General features: G+C 69.3%; 18 protein-coding genes. 11 read left to right on the forward strand and 7 right to left on the reverse strand.

Going from position 1 to position 15,891, the window contains the following annotated elements:
* Positions 1-10 precede the first annotated feature (10 nt).
* Positions 11-1,495 (reverse strand): Asp-tRNA(Asn)/Glu-tRNA(Gln) amidotransferase subunit GatA, encoded by a 1,485-nt coding sequence (gatA, locus tag SPHPHY_RS0113635; protein ID WP_022687242.1) that lies wholly within the window; start codon positions 1,493-1,495, stop codon positions 11-13.
* A complete protein-coding gene (gene gatC / locus SPHPHY_RS0113640) occupies positions 1,495-1,782 on the reverse strand; it encodes an Asp-tRNA(Asn)/Glu-tRNA(Gln) amidotransferase subunit GatC (protein ID WP_028056908.1) in 288 nt (95 codons plus the stop codon). Before gatC ends, gatA begins: the two co-directional genes overlap by 1 nt.
* Positions 1,783-1,918: 136 nt before the next feature.
* Here gatC and SPHPHY_RS0113645 point away from each other — a divergent pair, with 136 nt between their 5' ends.
* The 5 genes from SPHPHY_RS0113645 to SPHPHY_RS0113665 all read left to right on the forward strand — a co-directional run bounded on the left by SPHPHY_RS0113645 (position 1,919) and on the right by SPHPHY_RS0113665 (position 6,073).
* Positions 1,919-3,019 (forward strand): DUF3089 domain-containing protein, encoded by a 1,101-nt coding sequence (locus SPHPHY_RS0113645; RefSeq protein ID WP_022687244.1) that lies wholly within the window; start codon positions 1,919-1,921, stop codon positions 3,017-3,019.
* Positions 3,016-3,492 (forward strand): Holliday junction resolvase RuvX, encoded by a 477-nt coding sequence (ruvX, locus tag SPHPHY_RS0113650; protein WP_022687245.1) that lies wholly within the window; start codon positions 3,016-3,018, stop codon positions 3,490-3,492. Before SPHPHY_RS0113645 ends, ruvX begins: the two co-directional genes overlap by 4 nt.
* A 73-nt stretch (positions 3,493-3,565) precedes the next feature.
* A complete protein-coding gene (locus SPHPHY_RS0113655; protein WP_028056910.1) occupies positions 3,566-3,823 on the forward strand; it encodes a DUF1294 domain-containing protein in 258 nt (85 codons plus the stop codon).
* A gap of 43 nt (positions 3,824-3,866) precedes the next feature.
* Complete coding sequence (locus SPHPHY_RS0113660) at positions 3,867-4,856, forward strand: aspartate carbamoyltransferase catalytic subunit (protein WP_028056911.1); 990 nt, start codon at positions 3,867-3,869, stop codon at positions 4,854-4,856.
* Entirely contained in the window at positions 4,853-6,073 is a 1,221-nt protein-coding gene (locus SPHPHY_RS0113665) for a dihydroorotase (RefSeq protein ID WP_022687248.1), read from the forward strand. The genes SPHPHY_RS0113660 and SPHPHY_RS0113665 overlap by 4 nt, the downstream gene beginning before the upstream one ends.
* A 3-nt stretch (positions 6,074-6,076) precedes the next feature.
* Here SPHPHY_RS0113665 and SPHPHY_RS20190 read toward each other — a convergent pair whose 3' ends face one another.
* The 3 genes from SPHPHY_RS20190 to serB form a co-directional block, all read right to left on the reverse strand.
* Positions 6,077-6,925, reverse strand: coding sequence for a hypothetical protein (locus tag SPHPHY_RS20190; RefSeq protein WP_051148322.1), 849 nt, complete (start codon positions 6,923-6,925; stop codon positions 6,077-6,079).
* The gene (locus tag SPHPHY_RS0113675) at positions 6,925-7,641 is read right to left on the reverse strand and encodes an AAA family ATPase (RefSeq protein WP_022687249.1); all 717 of its coding nucleotides are present in this window, start codon (positions 7,639-7,641) and stop codon (positions 6,925-6,927) included. Before SPHPHY_RS0113675 ends, SPHPHY_RS20190 begins: the two co-directional genes overlap by 1 nt.
* A gap of 77 nt (positions 7,642-7,718) precedes the next feature.
* Positions 7,719-8,600, reverse strand: a complete 882-nt coding sequence (gene serB / locus SPHPHY_RS0113680) for a phosphoserine phosphatase SerB (protein ID WP_022687250.1) — start codon at positions 8,598-8,600, stop codon at positions 7,719-7,721.
* Between serB and miaA the strand changes: the two genes are divergently transcribed.
* The 6 genes from miaA (at position 8,599) to SPHPHY_RS0113710 (ending at position 14,957) form a co-directional block, all read left to right on the forward strand.
* Positions 8,599-9,513 carry a tRNA (adenosine(37)-N6)-dimethylallyltransferase MiaA gene (miaA, locus tag SPHPHY_RS20195; RefSeq protein ID WP_022687251.1) on the forward strand — a complete coding sequence of 305 codons (915 nt, stop codon included), beginning with the start codon at positions 8,599-8,601 and terminating at the stop codon, positions 9,511-9,513. The two genes, serB and miaA, sit on opposite strands and share 2 nt — an antisense overlap.
* Positions 9,514-9,592: 79 nt before the next feature.
* A complete protein-coding gene (locus tag SPHPHY_RS0113690) occupies positions 9,593-11,338 on the forward strand; it encodes an acetolactate synthase 3 large subunit (protein ID WP_022687252.1) in 1,746 nt (581 codons plus the stop codon).
* A 90-nt stretch (positions 11,339-11,428) separates the two neighbouring features.
* The gene (ilvN, locus tag SPHPHY_RS0113695; RefSeq protein ID WP_022687253.1) at positions 11,429-11,944 is read left to right on the forward strand and encodes an acetolactate synthase small subunit; all 516 of its coding nucleotides are present in this window, start codon (positions 11,429-11,431) and stop codon (positions 11,942-11,944) included.
* A gap of 122 nt (positions 11,945-12,066) precedes the next feature.
* Complete coding sequence (gene ilvC / locus SPHPHY_RS0113700) at positions 12,067-13,086, forward strand: ketol-acid reductoisomerase (protein WP_022687254.1); 1,020 nt, start codon at positions 12,067-12,069, stop codon at positions 13,084-13,086.
* Positions 13,087-13,358: 272 nt separating this feature from the next.
* Positions 13,359-14,153, forward strand: coding sequence for a hypothetical protein (locus tag SPHPHY_RS20200; RefSeq protein ID WP_022687255.1), 795 nt, complete (start codon positions 13,359-13,361; stop codon positions 14,151-14,153).
* Positions 14,154-14,339: 186 nt separating this feature from the next.
* On the forward strand, positions 14,340-14,957 hold the full coding sequence (locus tag SPHPHY_RS0113710) for a YceI family protein (RefSeq protein ID WP_022687256.1): 618 nt from the start codon (positions 14,340-14,342) through the stop codon (positions 14,955-14,957).
* 42 nt (positions 14,958-14,999) lie between these two features.
* Here the strand turns inward: SPHPHY_RS0113710 and SPHPHY_RS0113715 are convergent, their stop codons facing one another.
* Positions 15,000-15,368, reverse strand: coding sequence for a hypothetical protein (locus SPHPHY_RS0113715; RefSeq protein ID WP_022687257.1), 369 nt, complete (start codon positions 15,366-15,368; stop codon positions 15,000-15,002).
* 66 nt (positions 15,369-15,434) lie between these two features.
* Positions 15,435-15,839 (reverse strand): BLUF domain-containing protein, encoded by a 405-nt coding sequence (locus tag SPHPHY_RS0113720; protein ID WP_022687258.1) that lies wholly within the window; start codon positions 15,837-15,839, stop codon positions 15,435-15,437.
* Positions 15,840-15,891: the final 52 nt, after the last annotated feature.

Consider the following 15,891-nt stretch of genomic DNA (forward strand, 5'->3'; position numbering starts at 1 on the left):
CGCTGAAAGATCACCACCAGCGGTTCGGGCGCGCGCTGAAGCCGGCGCGTTCCTCGATCGCCAGCGCGGCGTTCAGCACGCCCTGTTCGTCGAGCGGCCGTCCGATGATCTGCAATCCCAGCGGCAGCCCGGCCGCATCGAGCCCGCCCGGCACGCTCATCGCGGGCAGCCCGGCGAGGCTGGACGGCACGGTGAACACGTCGTTGAGATACATCGCCAATGGATCGTCGGACTTCTCACCGAGCGCGAACGCCGCCGACGGCGCGGTGGGGGTGAGCAGGACGTCGCACGTCTCCCACGCACGCTCGAAATCGCGCGCGATCAGCGTACGAACCTTCTGCGCCTGCGTGTAGTAAGCGTCGTAGAAGCCGGCGGAAAGCACGTATGTGCCGATCAGGATGCGGCGCTTCACCTCGTCGCCGAAGCCCTCGGCGCGGGTCTTCGCGTACATCTCCTGCAGGTTCGCGCCGTCCGGCAGGTCGCGCAAACCGTAGCGGACGCCGTCGTAGCGCGCGAGGTTGGAGGAAGCTTCCGCAGGCGCGATGATGTAATAGGCCGGCAGCGCGTATTTGGTATGCGGCAGCGAGACCTCGACGATCTCCGCGCCGGCATCCTTGAGCCATGCCACGCCCTGCTGCCAAAGCGCCTCGATTTCCGGCGGCATGCCATCGACGCGATACTCCCGCGGAATGCCGACGCGCTTGCCCTTCAGCGAGGCGTTCAGCTGCGCCTCCCACTGCGGGACCGGCAGGTCTAGCGAAGTGGCGTCCTTCGCGTCGAAGCCGGCCATCGCCTCCAGCATGATCGCGCAGTCGCGCACGTCGCGTGCCATCGGCCCGGCCTGGTCGAGCGAGGAGGCGAAGGCGATCGTGCCCCACCGCGAACAGCGGCCGTAGGTCGGCTTGATCCCGGAGATGCCGACGAATGCCGCCGGCTGGCGGATCGAACCGCCGGTGTCGGTGCCGGTCGCACCCGGCGCGATCCGCGCCGCGACCGCGGACGACGATCCGCCCGACGAGCCGCCCGGGGCGAGATCGGCATTGCCGCCACCCGCGCGCCGCCACGGGCTGATCACGTTGCCGAAGTAGCTGGTCTCGTTCGACGATCCCATCGCGAACTGGTCCATGTTGAGCTTGCCCAACATGCCTGCGCCCGCATCCCACAGGTTCTGCGACACGGTCGATTCGTATTCGGGAGTGAAGCCTTCGAGGATATGGCTCGATGCGGTGGTCGGCACACCCTTCGTGCAGAACAGGTCCTTCATCCCGATCGGCACGCCTGCCATCGGCTTGAGCGTCTCGCCCGCCGCGCGCGCTTCATCGGCGGCGTCCGCGGCGGCGAGCGCGTGATCGGGGGTTTCCACGAGGAAGGCGTTGAGCGGCCGCGCAGTGACAACGGCGGCGTTGAACGCCTCGGCCACTTCACGCGCGGAAAAACTGCCGTCACGCACGCCGGTGCGGATCGCGGCGATGCCCAGGTCGGTGAGTTCGGTCATTATTCGATCACCTTGGGAACCGTGAAGAAGCCGTGTTCGGCCTGCGGGGCGTTGGCCAGCACGCGCTCGCGGATGCCGCCGTCGGTGACGACATCGTCACGCAGCCGCAGATGGTTGGGGATCACCGCGGTCATCGGCGCGATGCCGGCGGTATCGACCTCTCCGAGCTGCTCGATCCAGTCGAGGATATTGCCGAGCTCGGGCGCGAGCCGGGCGGCTTCGTCGTCGGTGATGGCGATGCGGGCGAGGCCGGCGATGCGCCTGACGGTTGCAGTGTCAACGGACATGCGTGTGCCGCTACCACCCGCGGGCACGATCTTGCAACACGCCTCCGCCCCGGTTGCGCGACGTGCGACGATCGGGCACCAGCTTTGCGGTTGCGGACTGCGCGATTTTGCTGCACCGCACAATGGTGATACGCCCTTGGTTCGCAAATTCCTCTACGTCGTCGTTGCGCTGATCGTGCTCGCGACCGCGGCTGCCTTCGCCTACCGGCTCTGGGGAGTGGGCATGATGCGCATGGCGATGGTGCCGGGCGAGTCGTTCCGCGACCAGGGCCGCATGACGGCGCAGGATTATGCGCCGGATCGCATGTGGCTGTCGCGCCCTGCCCTGGCCGGTAATCCGGCACTATGGGCGCCGCCGGGCTATGCAGCCCGGAAGGCCCCGGGGGGCGCGGCGGTGTTCTTCATCCACCCGACGTCGTACCTGAACCGCGCGCACTGGAACGCGCCGCTGAACGACGACGAGGCGAACAATCGCGCCGCCCTGTTCCTGCGCGGGCAGGCCAGCGCCTTCAACGAGGCCGGCGAGATCTGGGCACCGCGTTATCGGCAGGCGACGTTCGGCGCGTTCCTGACCGACCAGCGCGCCGCCGAACAGGCGCTGGCGCTGGCCTATGGCGACATCCTCGCTGCGTTCGACGCGTTTCTTGACGAGGCCGGGCCGACGCGCCCGATCATCCTCGCCGGGCACAGCCAGGGCGCACTGCACCTGACGCATCTGCTGAAGGACCGCGTGGCGGGCACGCCGCTCGCGAAGCGGATCGTCGCGGCGTATGTGGTCGGCTGGCCGATCTCGATGAGCAACGACCTGCCGGCGCTGGGGCTGCCGGCCTGTGCGCGTCCGGACCAGCGCGGCTGCGTGCTATCGTGGCAGACGTTCGCGGAGCCGGCCGACCCGTCGCTGATCCTCGAGAACTACGACCGCTCGACCGGGTTCGACGGCAAACCGCGGCGCGGCACGCAGATGCTGTGCACGAATCCGCTGACTGGCACGCCCGACAGCGCCGCGCCGGCGAGCGCCAATCTCGGCACGCTGTTCCCCAACGCCTCGCTCAGCGACGCGAAGATCGAAGCCGGGCGGATCGGCGCGAAGTGCGGCGGGCGCGGGCTCTTGCTGATCGGATCGCCGCCGGACGTCGGCCCGTACACGCTGCCGGGCAACAACTACCACGTCTACGACTACAGCCTGTTCTGGGCGAACGTGCGCGCCGACGCCGTGCGGCGGCTGGCTGCCCGGTGACGTTCGGCACGATCGTGGGCGAGGCTGCGGCGTTTCGCGCGCTGCTGCCGGAAGGCGGGCGGCTGCTGGGGCTGGACGTGGGCACCAAGACGATCGGCACCGCGCTGTGCGACGCCGAATGGAGCTTCGCCAGCCCGGCGCAACTGATCCGGCGCACGAAGTTCACCGCCGATAAAGCGGCATTGCTGGCGCTGTCGCAGGCGCAGCAGGTGAAAGGCTGGGTCATCGGGCTGCCGCTGAACCTCGACGGCAGCGAAGGCCCGCGCAGCCAATCGACCCGCGCCTTTGCGCGCAATTGCCGCGACACCGGGCTGCCGATCCTCTTGTGGGACGAACGCTGGTCGACCGTGGCCGCGGAGCGTGCGCTGATCGCGCAGGACTTCAGCCGTGCCAAACGCGCCGAGCGGATCGACAACCATGCCGCCGCGCACATCCTGCAAGCTGCGATCGACGCGCTGGTCGCCGTTCCCTGACGATCATCGTTTGTGCGCATCGCCGTGCGAAACGCGGACAGCCCTTGTGACGCCTGACGTATTTACATGGGTCGTGCCAGCGGTTCTGGCGACCAACCTGCTGACGATCCTGTGCTTCGCCACCGACAAGCGCGCCGCCGAACGCGGCGGGCGGCGCGTTCGCGAATCGACGCTGCTGTGGCTCGCGGCGATCGGGGGTAGCCCGGCGGCGTTCTGGGCGCGTCGGCGCTTTCGCCACAAGACGCGCAAACAGCCGTTCTCGCTACGCCTCCAACTGATCGCCATGGCGCAGGCCGGCATGGCGCTGGGGCTGGGGTCGCTGTTCTTCTGAGCGGCTTGCACCGTCCCTGCCCCGCCACTAGGCAGCGGCTTTGATGATGCAATCGGACCACCGCCCCGCCACGCTGATCCCCGGAGGCGCGGTGTTTCCGCATCGCCACCTGACCGGGATCGAGGGACTCGAACCGCACGAGATCACCTTCCTGCTCGACGAAGCGGATGGGTGGGTTGAGGCGAACCGGACCCGCGCCGCGCCCGACAAGCGGCTGGCGGGCTTCACGCAGATCAACGCCTTCTTCGAGAACAGCACGCGCACGCTGCTGAGCTTCGAGATCGCCGGCAAGCGGCTGGGCGCGGACGTGGTCAACATGCACGCCGCGCAGTCCAGCGTGAAGAAGGGCGAGACGCTGATCGACACCGCGATGACGCTGAACGCGATGCGCGCCGACGTGATCGTGATCCGGCACATGTCGTCGGGGGCCGTGCGGCTGATCGCGGACAAGGTCGACTGCCCGGTGCTGAACGCCGGCGACGGGCGGCACGAGCATCCGACGCAGGCGCTGCTCGACGCGCTGACGATCCGGCGGCGACTGGGCAGCATCGTCAACAAGCGCGTCGTGATCTGCGGCGACCTGCTGCACAGCCGCGTCGCGCGTTCCAATATCCTCGCGCTGACCGCGCTTGCCGCGGAGGTGCGCGTGTGTGCGCCCTCGACGCTGATGCCGCCCGCGATCGAGCGGTTCGGGGTGACTGCGTTCACCGATTTCAATCGCGCGATCGAGGGCGCCGACGTGGTGATGATGCTGCGCTTGCAGACCGAGCGGATGGCGGGCGGCTACGTGCCGTCGATGCGCGAATATCACCTGCGATATGGCCTGACGCTCGAGCGGCTGAACACGCGCGCGCCCGGCGCGCTGGTGATGCATCCGGGGCCGATGAACCGCGGGGTGGAGATCGATTCGGCGGTGGCCGACCATGTCGAGCAATCGGCGATCACGGAACAGGTGGAGATGGGCGTGGCGGTACGGATGGCGTGCCTGGACGTGCTGACGCGCCGCGCACGCAAGGTGGAGGGCTGGGCATGACGCAGGCGCTGCACCTGACCGACGCGCGGATCGTCTGCCCGGCAGGCGGCGAGCGGAACGGCGCGCTGCTGATCGTCGACGGCACGATCGCCGCAGGCGAGGCGCCGAGCCATGCCGAGCGCGTCGACTGTCGCGGCCGGGTGCTCGCGCCCGGCATCATCGACGTCGGCGTGGCGCGGATCGACCGGGCAGCCGCGCGCGCGGGCGGCGTGGTACGGGTCGCGCCGATGCCGGACCAGACGCCGGTGCTCGACGAACCCGGCGCGGTACAGCGGCTGGCGCTGATCGGCCGGCCCGACGTGTGGATCCACCCGATCGCCGCGGCGACTCGCGGATTGCAGGGACAGGATCTCGCCGAGATGGCGATCTGCCTGTCGGCCGGCGCGCGCGCGGTCGGCACCGGCCGTGGCTGGATCGCCGATTCGGGCGTGATGCACCGCGTGCTGATGTACGCGCGCGATCTCGACGTGACGGTCGTCAGCCACGCCGAGGACGGCGGGCTGGCGGCCGGCGCGGTCGCGACCGAGGGCGAGACGGCAACCCGGCTCGGCCTGCCTGCCGCTCCGGCGCTGGCCGAGCCGCTGGCGATCGCGCGCGACCTGCTGCTGGCGGAGGAGACCGGCGCGCGGCTGCACCTGCGCTGCGTCACGACCGCCGCCGGCTTCGCGCTGGTGCGGGCCGCGAAGGCGCGCGGCGTGCGGGTCACGTGCGGGATCACGCCGGCCTATCTGCTGCTGAGCGACAATGCCATGAGCGATTTCCGCACCTTCGCGCATCTCTCCCCGCCGCTGCGCAGCGAGGATGATCGCAAGGCGGCGCTGGCGGCGCTGAGCGACGGGACGATCGACCTGCTGTGCTCGGGGCACGACCCGCACGGCCCGGAGGAGAAGCGCCTGCCGTTCGCGGACGCCAGCGCGGGGGCGGCGGATGCGGCGACGCTGCTGCCGCTCGCGCTTGGGCTGGTGCGCGACGGGCGCATCACATTGCCCCGATTGTTCGCGTTGCTGGCGCAGGGCCCGGCGGCGCTGCTGCGGCTGGACACGGGCACGCTGGCGGCGGGGATGCCGGGCGACGTGATCCTGATCGACGAGCACGCGCCGTGGCAGATCGACACTGACCGGCTGCCGGGCATGGCGGGCAACACGCCGTTCGACGGCCTGCCCGTGCAGGGGAAAGTGACCGCGATGTGGAAGGGCGGCCGCCCCGTCGCGGGGTGAGCGTCAGCGCGCGTGGCGCGGCGGCGCGACTCCGGCGAGCGCGGCGGTAACCGCACCCTCGTCCGCCGGACCGGGCATGAAGCGGTCGATGCTCGCCGCCGCTTCGGCCGGGGCCGGTGCCTGGTGCAGCGCCAGCGCGACGGGCTGACCGGGGTCGATCGCGGGCGTGATCGAAAGCAACGCCGCGACCTGGTCGGCGCTCCCCTGCGGGCGCGCGAAGCGCATCCAGTCGAGGATCCGCTGCCGTGCCGCGGCGGGCGGCAGGTCGAGTCCGACGAGGAAGAAGGCGTCCGGCCATTCGCCGGCCAGTGCGAGCGCCAATGCCAGGTTCTGCCGCGTGCGCGCATCCGCCCCCGGCACGCGCATCGCCGCCATCAACACCTCGACGCCCTGCTGCGGCGCTCCGCCCAGCGCGAGCGCGAGGCCGCGGTCGGTGGCCGGGATCAGCGCAGCAAAACGGGCGAGCGTGGCCTGCGCGGCATTGCCCTGCCCCGACGCGACTTGCGCGAGCGCGAGGTTCAGCGCGGTGCGCCCATCGACCTGCCGCAACGCGAGCGTGTCGGCGAACGCCTGCGCCGCCGAGCGAAAGCGCCCGGCGCGAAGATAGGCGGTACCGAGCAGCGCGCGCCGCTCGCCATCCGCGCCGTCAAGCGCCACGGCGTGTTCGGCACGCGCGATCGCGACCGGCCAACGTCGTTGCTGAAGCGCACGCCGCGCCGCCAGCATGTCCTCGGCGCCGGTCGCGCTGGCCACGTTGCGATGGTCGCCGAAATCGAAGCGCAGGATCGCGCAGCCCGCCAGTGCCATCGCCAGCACGAGCACCGCGCCGGCGCGTATCGCCGCCCGCGCCATCAGCCGAGCACCCGGCGACCGAAGCTGTTGGCGGTCGCACGTACCGCACCATAGCCGCCGCCGGGCGTGCCGGCCGCGAACACCGTGCGCCGGAAATTCTTCTCCAGCCGGTCCGAGACGAACGTCCAGAGCGCGGCGATCTCCGCGGCGGCGCGGCCGTCCGGATCGGCCTCCATCACGGTCCGTCCGTCGACCATCGACGCGGCGTAATCGGTACGCTGGTGGATGGTAACCGGCGCGACGGTGCCGTGCTGCGACAGCGTCACGGCGGTTTCAGCGGTGATCCGCGCATTCGGGGTCGCGGCGTTGACGACGAACAGCAACGGCTTGCCCGAGCGCTCGCACAATTCGATGGTCGCGCCGACCGCATGCAGGTCGTGCGGACTAGGCCGCGTCGGTACGATGATGAGTTCGGCGACGTGGATCACCGCCTGGATCGCAACCGTCAGCGCCGGCGGCGTGTCGATCACGGCCAACCGCACGCCCTGTTCGCGCATCGCGTCGAGATCGGCGGCAAGCCGTGGCACGCTGGTGGGCACGAACAGCGGATGCGGCTCGGCACGTGCCGCCGACCAGTCGATCAACGTCCCCTGCGGGTCGATGTCGAGCAATGCCACCGGCCCGGCGGCGGCGTGCTGTGCCTGCACCGCCAGATGCCCGGCGAGCGTGGTCTTGCCCGATCCGCCCTTCTGCGATGCGACCGCGAGTACGCGCATATGCTGCCGATGTCCCCCGTTGATCCGCTGCCTGGCCTTGCCATGCGGACGGTGGAGGAAGCGTTAACGACGTAGCGTCAGGTGGCGATCCACTCCGCGCGCGGCACCCCTTGCGCCCACAGCAGCGCGGTGAGATCGCCATGCTCGACCCGGGCCGCAGCGGCGGCGGCGACGATCGGCTTGGCATGATAGGCGACGCCCAGTCCGGCGATCTCGATCATCGCGAGGTCGTTCGCGCCATCGCCGACCGCCAGTGTCGCACCCTCGGCCAGCCCCAGCGCCTCGCGCCGCTCCAGCAGCGTTGCACGCTTCGTGGCGGCGCCGACGATCGGGCGCGCGACCGTGCCCGACAGGACCGCGCCGTCGATCTCCAGCACGTTGGCGATCGCGCGATCGAAGCCGATCGCACGTGCGACCGGCTCCGCGAAGCGCGTGAAGCCGCCCGACACCAGCACCGCATTCGCCCCCCATGCGCGCATCGTGCGTACCAGCGCCTGCGCACCGGGCATCAGCGCCACCCGCTCGCGCAGGCAGGCGTCGATCACTGCCGCGTCCAACCCCTTCAGCAACGCGACCCGCGCGTCGAGCGCAGCCTCGAAATCGAGCTCGCCGCGCATCGCCGCCTCGGTGATCGCGGCAATCCTGGGCTTCAGCCCGGCATAGTCGGCGAGTTCGTCGATGCACTCGACGGTGATCATCGTCGAATCCATGTCGGCGACCAGCAGCATCTTGCGGCGTCCGTCGCGTGGTTGCACGACCACGTCGACGCCGGCGAATGCGCCTTCCAGCGTCGCGCGCGCCGCCGCCGGGGCCAGCTCGAACTGCCAGTCGGCGGCGTCGCCCTCGTCGATCCACGCCAGCGTCGTCGGTGCGCAGCCCGCCGCGGCGAGCCGGTCGTGCGCCTCGGCCATGATGTTGGGCGTCAGTCGCCCTGCTGCTATCAGCGTCGCCGTGAACATGCCCACCCCCGAGAAACCAAGGCTGGCGCTCATCGCAGGGCCGACCGCCAGCGGCAAGAGCGCGCTGGCGATCGCGCTGGCGGAGCAGATCGGCGGGGTGGTGATCAACGCCGACGCCAGCCAGGTGTACCGCGACCTGCACGTGCTGTCCGCGCGCCCCTCGCCCGACGACGAGGCGCGCGTGCCGCACCGGCTGTTCGGTTACGTCGATGGGGCGGCCGCGTGGTCGGCGGCGCGCTGGGCGGCGGATGCGGCGGCCGAGGTGCGCCGCGCGCATGAGACGGGTAAAGTGCCGGTGCTGGTCGGCGGCACCGGGCTGTATCTGCGGACGCTGCTCGACGGGATCGCCCCGGTGCCGGAGATCGACCCGCTGGTACGCGCCGCGGTGCGCGCGTTGCCGGTGGCGGAGGCGCATGCGGCGCTGTCCCACGAGGATCCCGCCGCGGCCGCGCGCCTGCACGCACGCGACACGACGCGCGTGGCGCGGGCGCTTGAAGTGGTTCGCGCGACCGGCCGACCGCTCGCCGCATGGCAGGCGGCACGCGTCGGAGGCATCGGCGCCGCCGTCGACGTGCGCGGACTGGTGCTGCTGCCGGACCGCGAGACGTTGTTCGCGCGCTGCGACGCGCGGTTGACCGCGATGTTCGCGGACGGCGGGGTGGCGGAGGTGGAGGCGCTGCTCGCACGGGCGGACGTTCCGGTCGACGCGCCGGTGCGCCGCGCGATCGGCGTGCAGGAAGTGGCGGCGATGCTGACAGGCACGCTGTCGCGCGATGAAGCGCTGACGGCGGCGCAGCAAGCGACGCGGCAATATGCCAAGCGGCAATATACGTGGTTTCGCAATCAGTTACCGGCTGAATGGCAATGCTGCACCGCGCCAAACCTGCAATTATATTTCGCAAAAGACGGTTGACGCGTAACTTTCTATGCCGTAGCGCGCCCCGACTTGCCGGGCTAATAGCGTCAGGCAACCCATTTCGAGGAGACGTGACGTGACCGAGAAGAGCGGAGCAGACATCCTGGTCGAGGCGCTGTGCGATCTCGGCGTGGAAGTCGTGTTCGGCTATCCGGGCGGTGCCGTCCTGCCGATCTACGACGCCTTGTTCCGGTCGCAGCGGATCAAGCACATCCTGGTGCGGCACGAACAGGCAGCGACGCACGCAGCGGAGGGCTATGCCCGTTCGACCGGCAAGCCCGGCGTTGTGCTGGTCACCTCCGGCCCCGGCGCCACGAACGCGGTCACCGGGATCACCGACGCACTGCTCGATTCAATCCCGATGGTGGTCATCACCGGACAGGTGCCGACCGCGCTGATCGGCTCGGACGCGTTCCAGGAGGCCGATACCGTCGGCATCACGCGTCACTGCTCGAAGCACAATTACCTGGTGAAGGATCCCGCGCGCCTCGGCCCGGTGATCCACGAGGCATTCCACATCGCCACCTCGGGCCGGCCCGGGCCGGTCGTGGTCGACATCCCGAAGGATGTGCAGGTCGCCACCGCGCGCTATACCAAGCCCGGTCCGATCCAGCACAAGACCTATCGCCCGCAGCTAAAGGCAGATCGCGCCGCGATCGAGCAGGTCGTCGACATGCTGGCGGCCGCCGAGCGCCCGGTGCTGTACACCGGCGGGGGCATCATCAACTCCGGCCCGGCGGCGGCGCAGATGTTGCAGGAACTGGTGCGGATCACCGGCGCGCCGGTCACCTCGACGCTGATGGGGCTGGGCGCCTATCCCGCCAGCGGCCCCCAGTGGCTCGGCATGCTCGGCATGCACGGCACCTACGAGGCCAATATGGCGATGAACCAGGCCGACCTGGTCGTCGCGATCGGCTCGCGGTTCGACGACCGTGTCACGGGGCGGCTCGACGCCTTCTCGCCGAACAGCCGCAAGGTGCATATCGACATCGATCGGTCGAGCATCAACAAGACGGTGCGGATCGACCTCGCCATCGTTGCCGATGCTGGCCACGCGATGGAGGACATGATCCGCGTCTGGAAGGCGCGCCAGCATCCGAAGCCCGACACCACCGAATGGCAGCACCGCATCGAGGGCTGGCGCGCGGTCAAGTGCCTGGACTTTCCCGAGACCGGCCCGGACATCATGCCGCAACGCGCCGTCCGTGCGCTGTACGACGCCACGCATCGGCGCCAGCCGATCATCACGACCGAGGTCGGTCAGCACCAGATGTGGGCCGCGCAGCATTTCGGGTTCGACCTGCCGAACAAATGGCTGACCAGCGGCGGGCTCGGCACGATGGGCTACGGCCTGCCCGCCGCGATCGGTGCGCAGCTCGGCAATCCGAATGCGCTGGTCATCGACATCGCGGGCGAGGCGTCGATCCAGATGAACATCCAGGAACTGGCGACGGCGACGCAATATCGCCTGCCGGTAAAGGTGTTCATCCTGAACAACGAATATATGGGCATGGTCCGCCAGTGGCAGGAACTGACCTATGAGAGCCGCTATGCCGAAAGCTATTCGGACTCGCTGCCCGATTTCGTGAAACTGGCCGAGGCCTATGGCTGGAAGGGCATCCGTATCGAACGGCCCGACCAGCTCGACGCCGGAATTGCCGAGATGCTGGCGCACGACGGTCCGGTGATGGTGGATTGCATGGTGGCGAAACTCGCCAATTGCTTCCCAATGATCCCGAGCGGCGCGGCCCATACGGACATGATCCTGCAGGCCAACGAGGTGTCGGGCACCATGGACGACGAAGCCAAGGCGCTCGTCTGATCATCGTCACCCCGGCGCAAGCCGGGGGCTCGTGCCGCAAGGGCGCGCTTACAACAGGGAGACTCCGGCTGCCGCCGGGGTGACGCTATAGTGCATATCCGCGAAGAGAAAGCCGAGCGCCACACGCTGGCGGTGATCGTCGACAACGAACCGGGCATCCTCGCCCGCATCGCCGGGCTGTTCACCGCCCGCGGCTACAATATCGAGAGCCTGACCGTCAGCGAGATCACCGCCGACAAGGCGGTCAGCCGGATTACGATCGTCACCAGCGCAAGCCCGGCGACGCTGGAGCAGATCGTGGCGCAGCTCGACCGGCTGGTGCCCGTTCACCGCGTTCACGATCTGACCGCAGAGGGCGATCACGTCGAGCGTGAGCTGGCGCTGGTCAAGGTTCGCGGCACCGGCGACCAGCGTATCGAGGCGCTGCGACTGGCAGAGGTGTACCGCGCCCGCGTCGTCGACGCGACCACCAGCAGCTTCGTCTTCGAGGTGACCGGCGGATCCGCCAAGCTCGACAAGTTCGTCGAACTGATGGGCGAGGTCGGGCTGATCGAGGTCGCGCGCACCGGCATCGTCGCGATCTCCCGCGGCAAGGGCGCGGCGTAAGTCAATCACCACCACCACCGTCACCCCGGCGCACGCCGGGGTTCCCGGCAAGGGGCAGAACGCCTGCCGCTGGAGATGCAGCTTTTGCTGGCATCACGGACAATTCGAAAGGGAATGAAGATATGAAGGTCTATTACGATCGCGATGCCGACCTGAACCTGGTCACGGCCAAGAAGATCGCCATCGTCGGCTATGGCTCACAGGGCCATGCGCACGCACAGAACCTGCGCGATTCTGGCGTGACCGAGATCGCGATCGCGCTGCGCGAGGGCTCCGCGACCGCGAAGAAGGCCGAAGGCGCCGGCTTCAAGGTGATGAGCACCAAGGATGCCGCGGCATGGGCCGACATCCTGATGATCCTGGCACCCGACGAGCATCAGGCGGCGATCTGGGAGGACGACATCAAGGGGCGGATGAAGCCGGGCAGCGCGCTCGCCTTCGCGCACGGCCTGAACGTCCATTTCGGGCTGATCGAGCCGCCGACGGACATCGACGTCATCATGATCGCACCCAAGGGCCCGGGCCACACCGTGCGCAGCGAGTATGTGCGCGGCGGCGGCGTGCCGTGCCTGATCGCGATCCAGCAGGACGCCAGCGGCAACGCACATGACGTCGCGCTCGCCTATGCCAGCGGCGTCGGCGGCGGTCGCTCGGGCATCATCGAGACCAACTTCAAGGAGGAGTGCGAGACCGACCTGTTCGGCGAGCAGGCGGTGCTGTGCGGCGGCGTGACCCACCTGATCCAGGCCGGCTTCGAAACGCTGGTCGAGGCCGGCTATGCGCCGGAGATGGCGTATTTCGAGTGCCTGCACGAAACCAAGCTGATCGTCGACCTGCTGTACGAGGGCGGGATCGCGAACATGCGTTACTCGATCTCGAACACCGCCGAATATGGCGACATCGTCACCGGCCCGCGGATCATCACCGACGAGACCAAGAAGGAAATGAAGCGCGTGCTGGCCGACATCCAGTCCGGTCGCTTCGTGAAGAACTTCGTGCTCGACAATCGCGCCGGCCAGCCGGAGCTGAAGGCGGCGCGCAAGGCCGCCGCCGCGCACCAGATCGAGAAGACCGGTGCGGAATTGCGCGCGATGATGCCGTGGATCGGCGCGAACAAGCTGGTGGACAAGGACAAGAACTAAGCGAGGCGCGGCCGTCGGCAGCAAGGCTGGCGGCCGACTCGCACAAGCGCGGCCGGACCCGGCGGGGAGCGCCGCTTACTCCCCGCCCCTCCTTCAAGGGAGAGGTCGCCGGGTGGGCGGCGCATCGTAAGCGGCCGCCGCCGCGACACACATCCGCCACGAACGCTCCCCACCACCGCGCGTCTCGCAGGGGAAGCGCGCGGTTCCACATGACGGTTTTGTCACCCCAAAGCCGATTGCCGCCCCACCGGTGCTGATGTAATCGCCCGGCCATGCGGACGGCGACGTACCGAGCTTCGTCGTACCGGACCCGTCGGGATGCGGCCAGTCGCGTCGTCTCGACGCTGCTGGCGCTCGCCATCGCCGCAGCGATCATCCTCGCGTTGCTGACGATGGGCGGGGTGGTGCGCGGCGATTTCGGCGACGGGCGGCGCCTGACCACATTCGACGTACGCAACGAAGGCGCGCCGCAGCAGAAATCGACGACGCAAAAGGCCGAGCGGCAGCGCGCCGCCCCCGAGCGCAGCGAGATCACACCGCCGCGCGTGGTGACCGAGCGCCCCGTCCCGGCACCGCCGTTGCCCGAACAGCCGCTGCACCTGCCCGGCGTCATGATCCTCAACAAGTCCGATTATGCCGCTTCGGACATCGGCACGATCCGCGGCACCGCCGGGCCGCCCGCCACCGGCAATGGCAAGAGCGGGCGCGGCGACGATACGCAAACCGTCGGGCTCGGCCCGGGCGGCGAGCCGCTGTACGCCGCGGAATGGTATCGTCGCCCGTCGCGCGCCGAAACCGAGCCGTACATGCCGCGCGGCAAGACCGGCTGGGGCATGGTCGCGTGCCGCACCGCGCCGCGCTTCCATGTCGAGGATTGCCGGGAGCTGGGCGAATCGCCGGGCTCGGGGATCGGCCGCGGCTTGCGGCAGGCCGCGTGGCAGTTCCTGGTGCGGCCACCGCGCAAGGGCGGAACGGACATGATCGGCGCCTGGGTGCGGATCCGCTTCGACATCACCGCACGCGGCGCACCGGACGCCGACGCACCGGAAAGCGACGACGGTAATTAGGTCCGATCGACCTTGACCGGAATTGGTCGCCGCCCGTCGCGCTCGGTTCGAGGTTCCGCCGCTGCGGCGCCGGTAGAGACGGCGAGGCCTGAGCGCCTGGCGTGAAATGATCCGTTTCGTGCGCGGCGTCTTCGCAACGACCTGAAACTGTGGTGCAAGGCTCGTTACAACAGGAGGATCGATACCATGCGTCCCATCATCGCCGCCGTGCTCGCCACGACGCTCGCCGTTCCCGCGGTCGCGCAACTCGCCACCACCGCGCAACAGCCCGGCCAGCCGCAGGCATCGCGCGTCACCGCAGGCACCTATCAGGTCGATCCGGCACACACGCAGGTGACATGGGAGGTCAACCACATGGGCTTCTCGATGCTGCAGGGGCAGTTCGGCGCGCAGGGCGGCTCGATCACGATCGACCCGAAGAAGCCGGCCGCGACCAAGGTCGACGTGACCTTTGCGATCGACGCGCTGTCGGTCACCTCGCCGCAGTTCGCCAATCACCTGAAGTCCGGTGACTTCTTCAACGCGGCTGCAAACCCGACCGCGCGGTTCGTCTCCACCTCGGTCACGCCGCGCGGCGCAACGCGCGCGACGCTGAACGGCGACCTGACGATCAAGGGCGTGACGAAGCCGGTGTCGCTGGACGTCACCTTCGTCGGCGCCGGGGCCAACCCGATGAGCAAGAAGGCGAACTTCGGCTTCACCGGCACCGGCACGATCAAACGCAGCGACTTCGGGCTCGGCTATGCAGCGCCGGTCGTCTCCGACGCCGTGAAGCTGACCGTGCAGGCGGCGTTCACCGCCTGATCCGAACGTCCCGGCCCCCATCCGGGGGGCCGGGCTTCGTCATCACCCCAGCGTGTAGGCGACGGTGAACTTGCCGTTCTTGCGATTGCCGAGGCTCCACAGCCACGTCTTCCCGCCGGCATATCTGACCGCATAGGTCTCCACGCGCGCGTTGTCGTCCTCCTCGGCCTTGATGAACGACACGCCTTCGATCGGGCCCAGCGCGGCAAGTGCGGGCTTCATCTGCGACATCTGGTTGCCGCAGGCGGACAGCAGCGGCTCGGCCATCAGGTCGGCGGGGCACGTACCTGCCGCCGCTTCGGTCACGATCCGCCGCAGCGCCGGCCCATATTGCCCCTCATCGGCGGCCTGCGCGGCCCCTGCGGCTGCCATCGATGCCGCGGCAGTCACGAACAGCATCACCTTGCGCATCGCGCTCTCCCCTTGTCGTTGCGGGAGGTATCGCGCCGATCGCGTCGGCCGGCAAGCGGTGACGCGTCAGGCGGCGCGGCGGATCTGGACGAAGCCGTCGAAGGTCGCGCGCACCGCCGGAGAAGCCCCGGCAATCAGCGTCTGCACATGCCGGACGAACGCGTCGGCGTCGGCACCGGCCACGCGCTCCGCCATCGCCCATTCGCCGAACTCGCGCGCGGCAATGTCGCGGCATGACAGGATCACGACCGCGCGGTGCCGCGGGTCGGCGGTGATCCGCTCCAGCGTACGCTCCAGCGGCAACTGATTGCCTTCGAGCGCCTGCAGAAAGCGGCGGCCGTCGGCATAGAGCAACCCGGTCAGCCCATCGCGCGCGTTGTTGCGGCGCGACGTGGCGAGGATCGACGCGGTATCGACCGCGCCGACGAACGAGCTGATATAGACGACCTGCAACAGGGAAGTTCCGGACATAGCGACACTATTTGCCGCGCAACGGTTTCATTTTCCTCAACGTCCCGGACGC

Source organism: Sphingomonas phyllosphaerae 5.2 (genome assembly GCF_000419605.1).
Classification (GTDB): domain Bacteria; phylum Pseudomonadota; class Alphaproteobacteria; order Sphingomonadales; family Sphingomonadaceae; genus Sphingomonas; species Sphingomonas phyllosphaerae_B.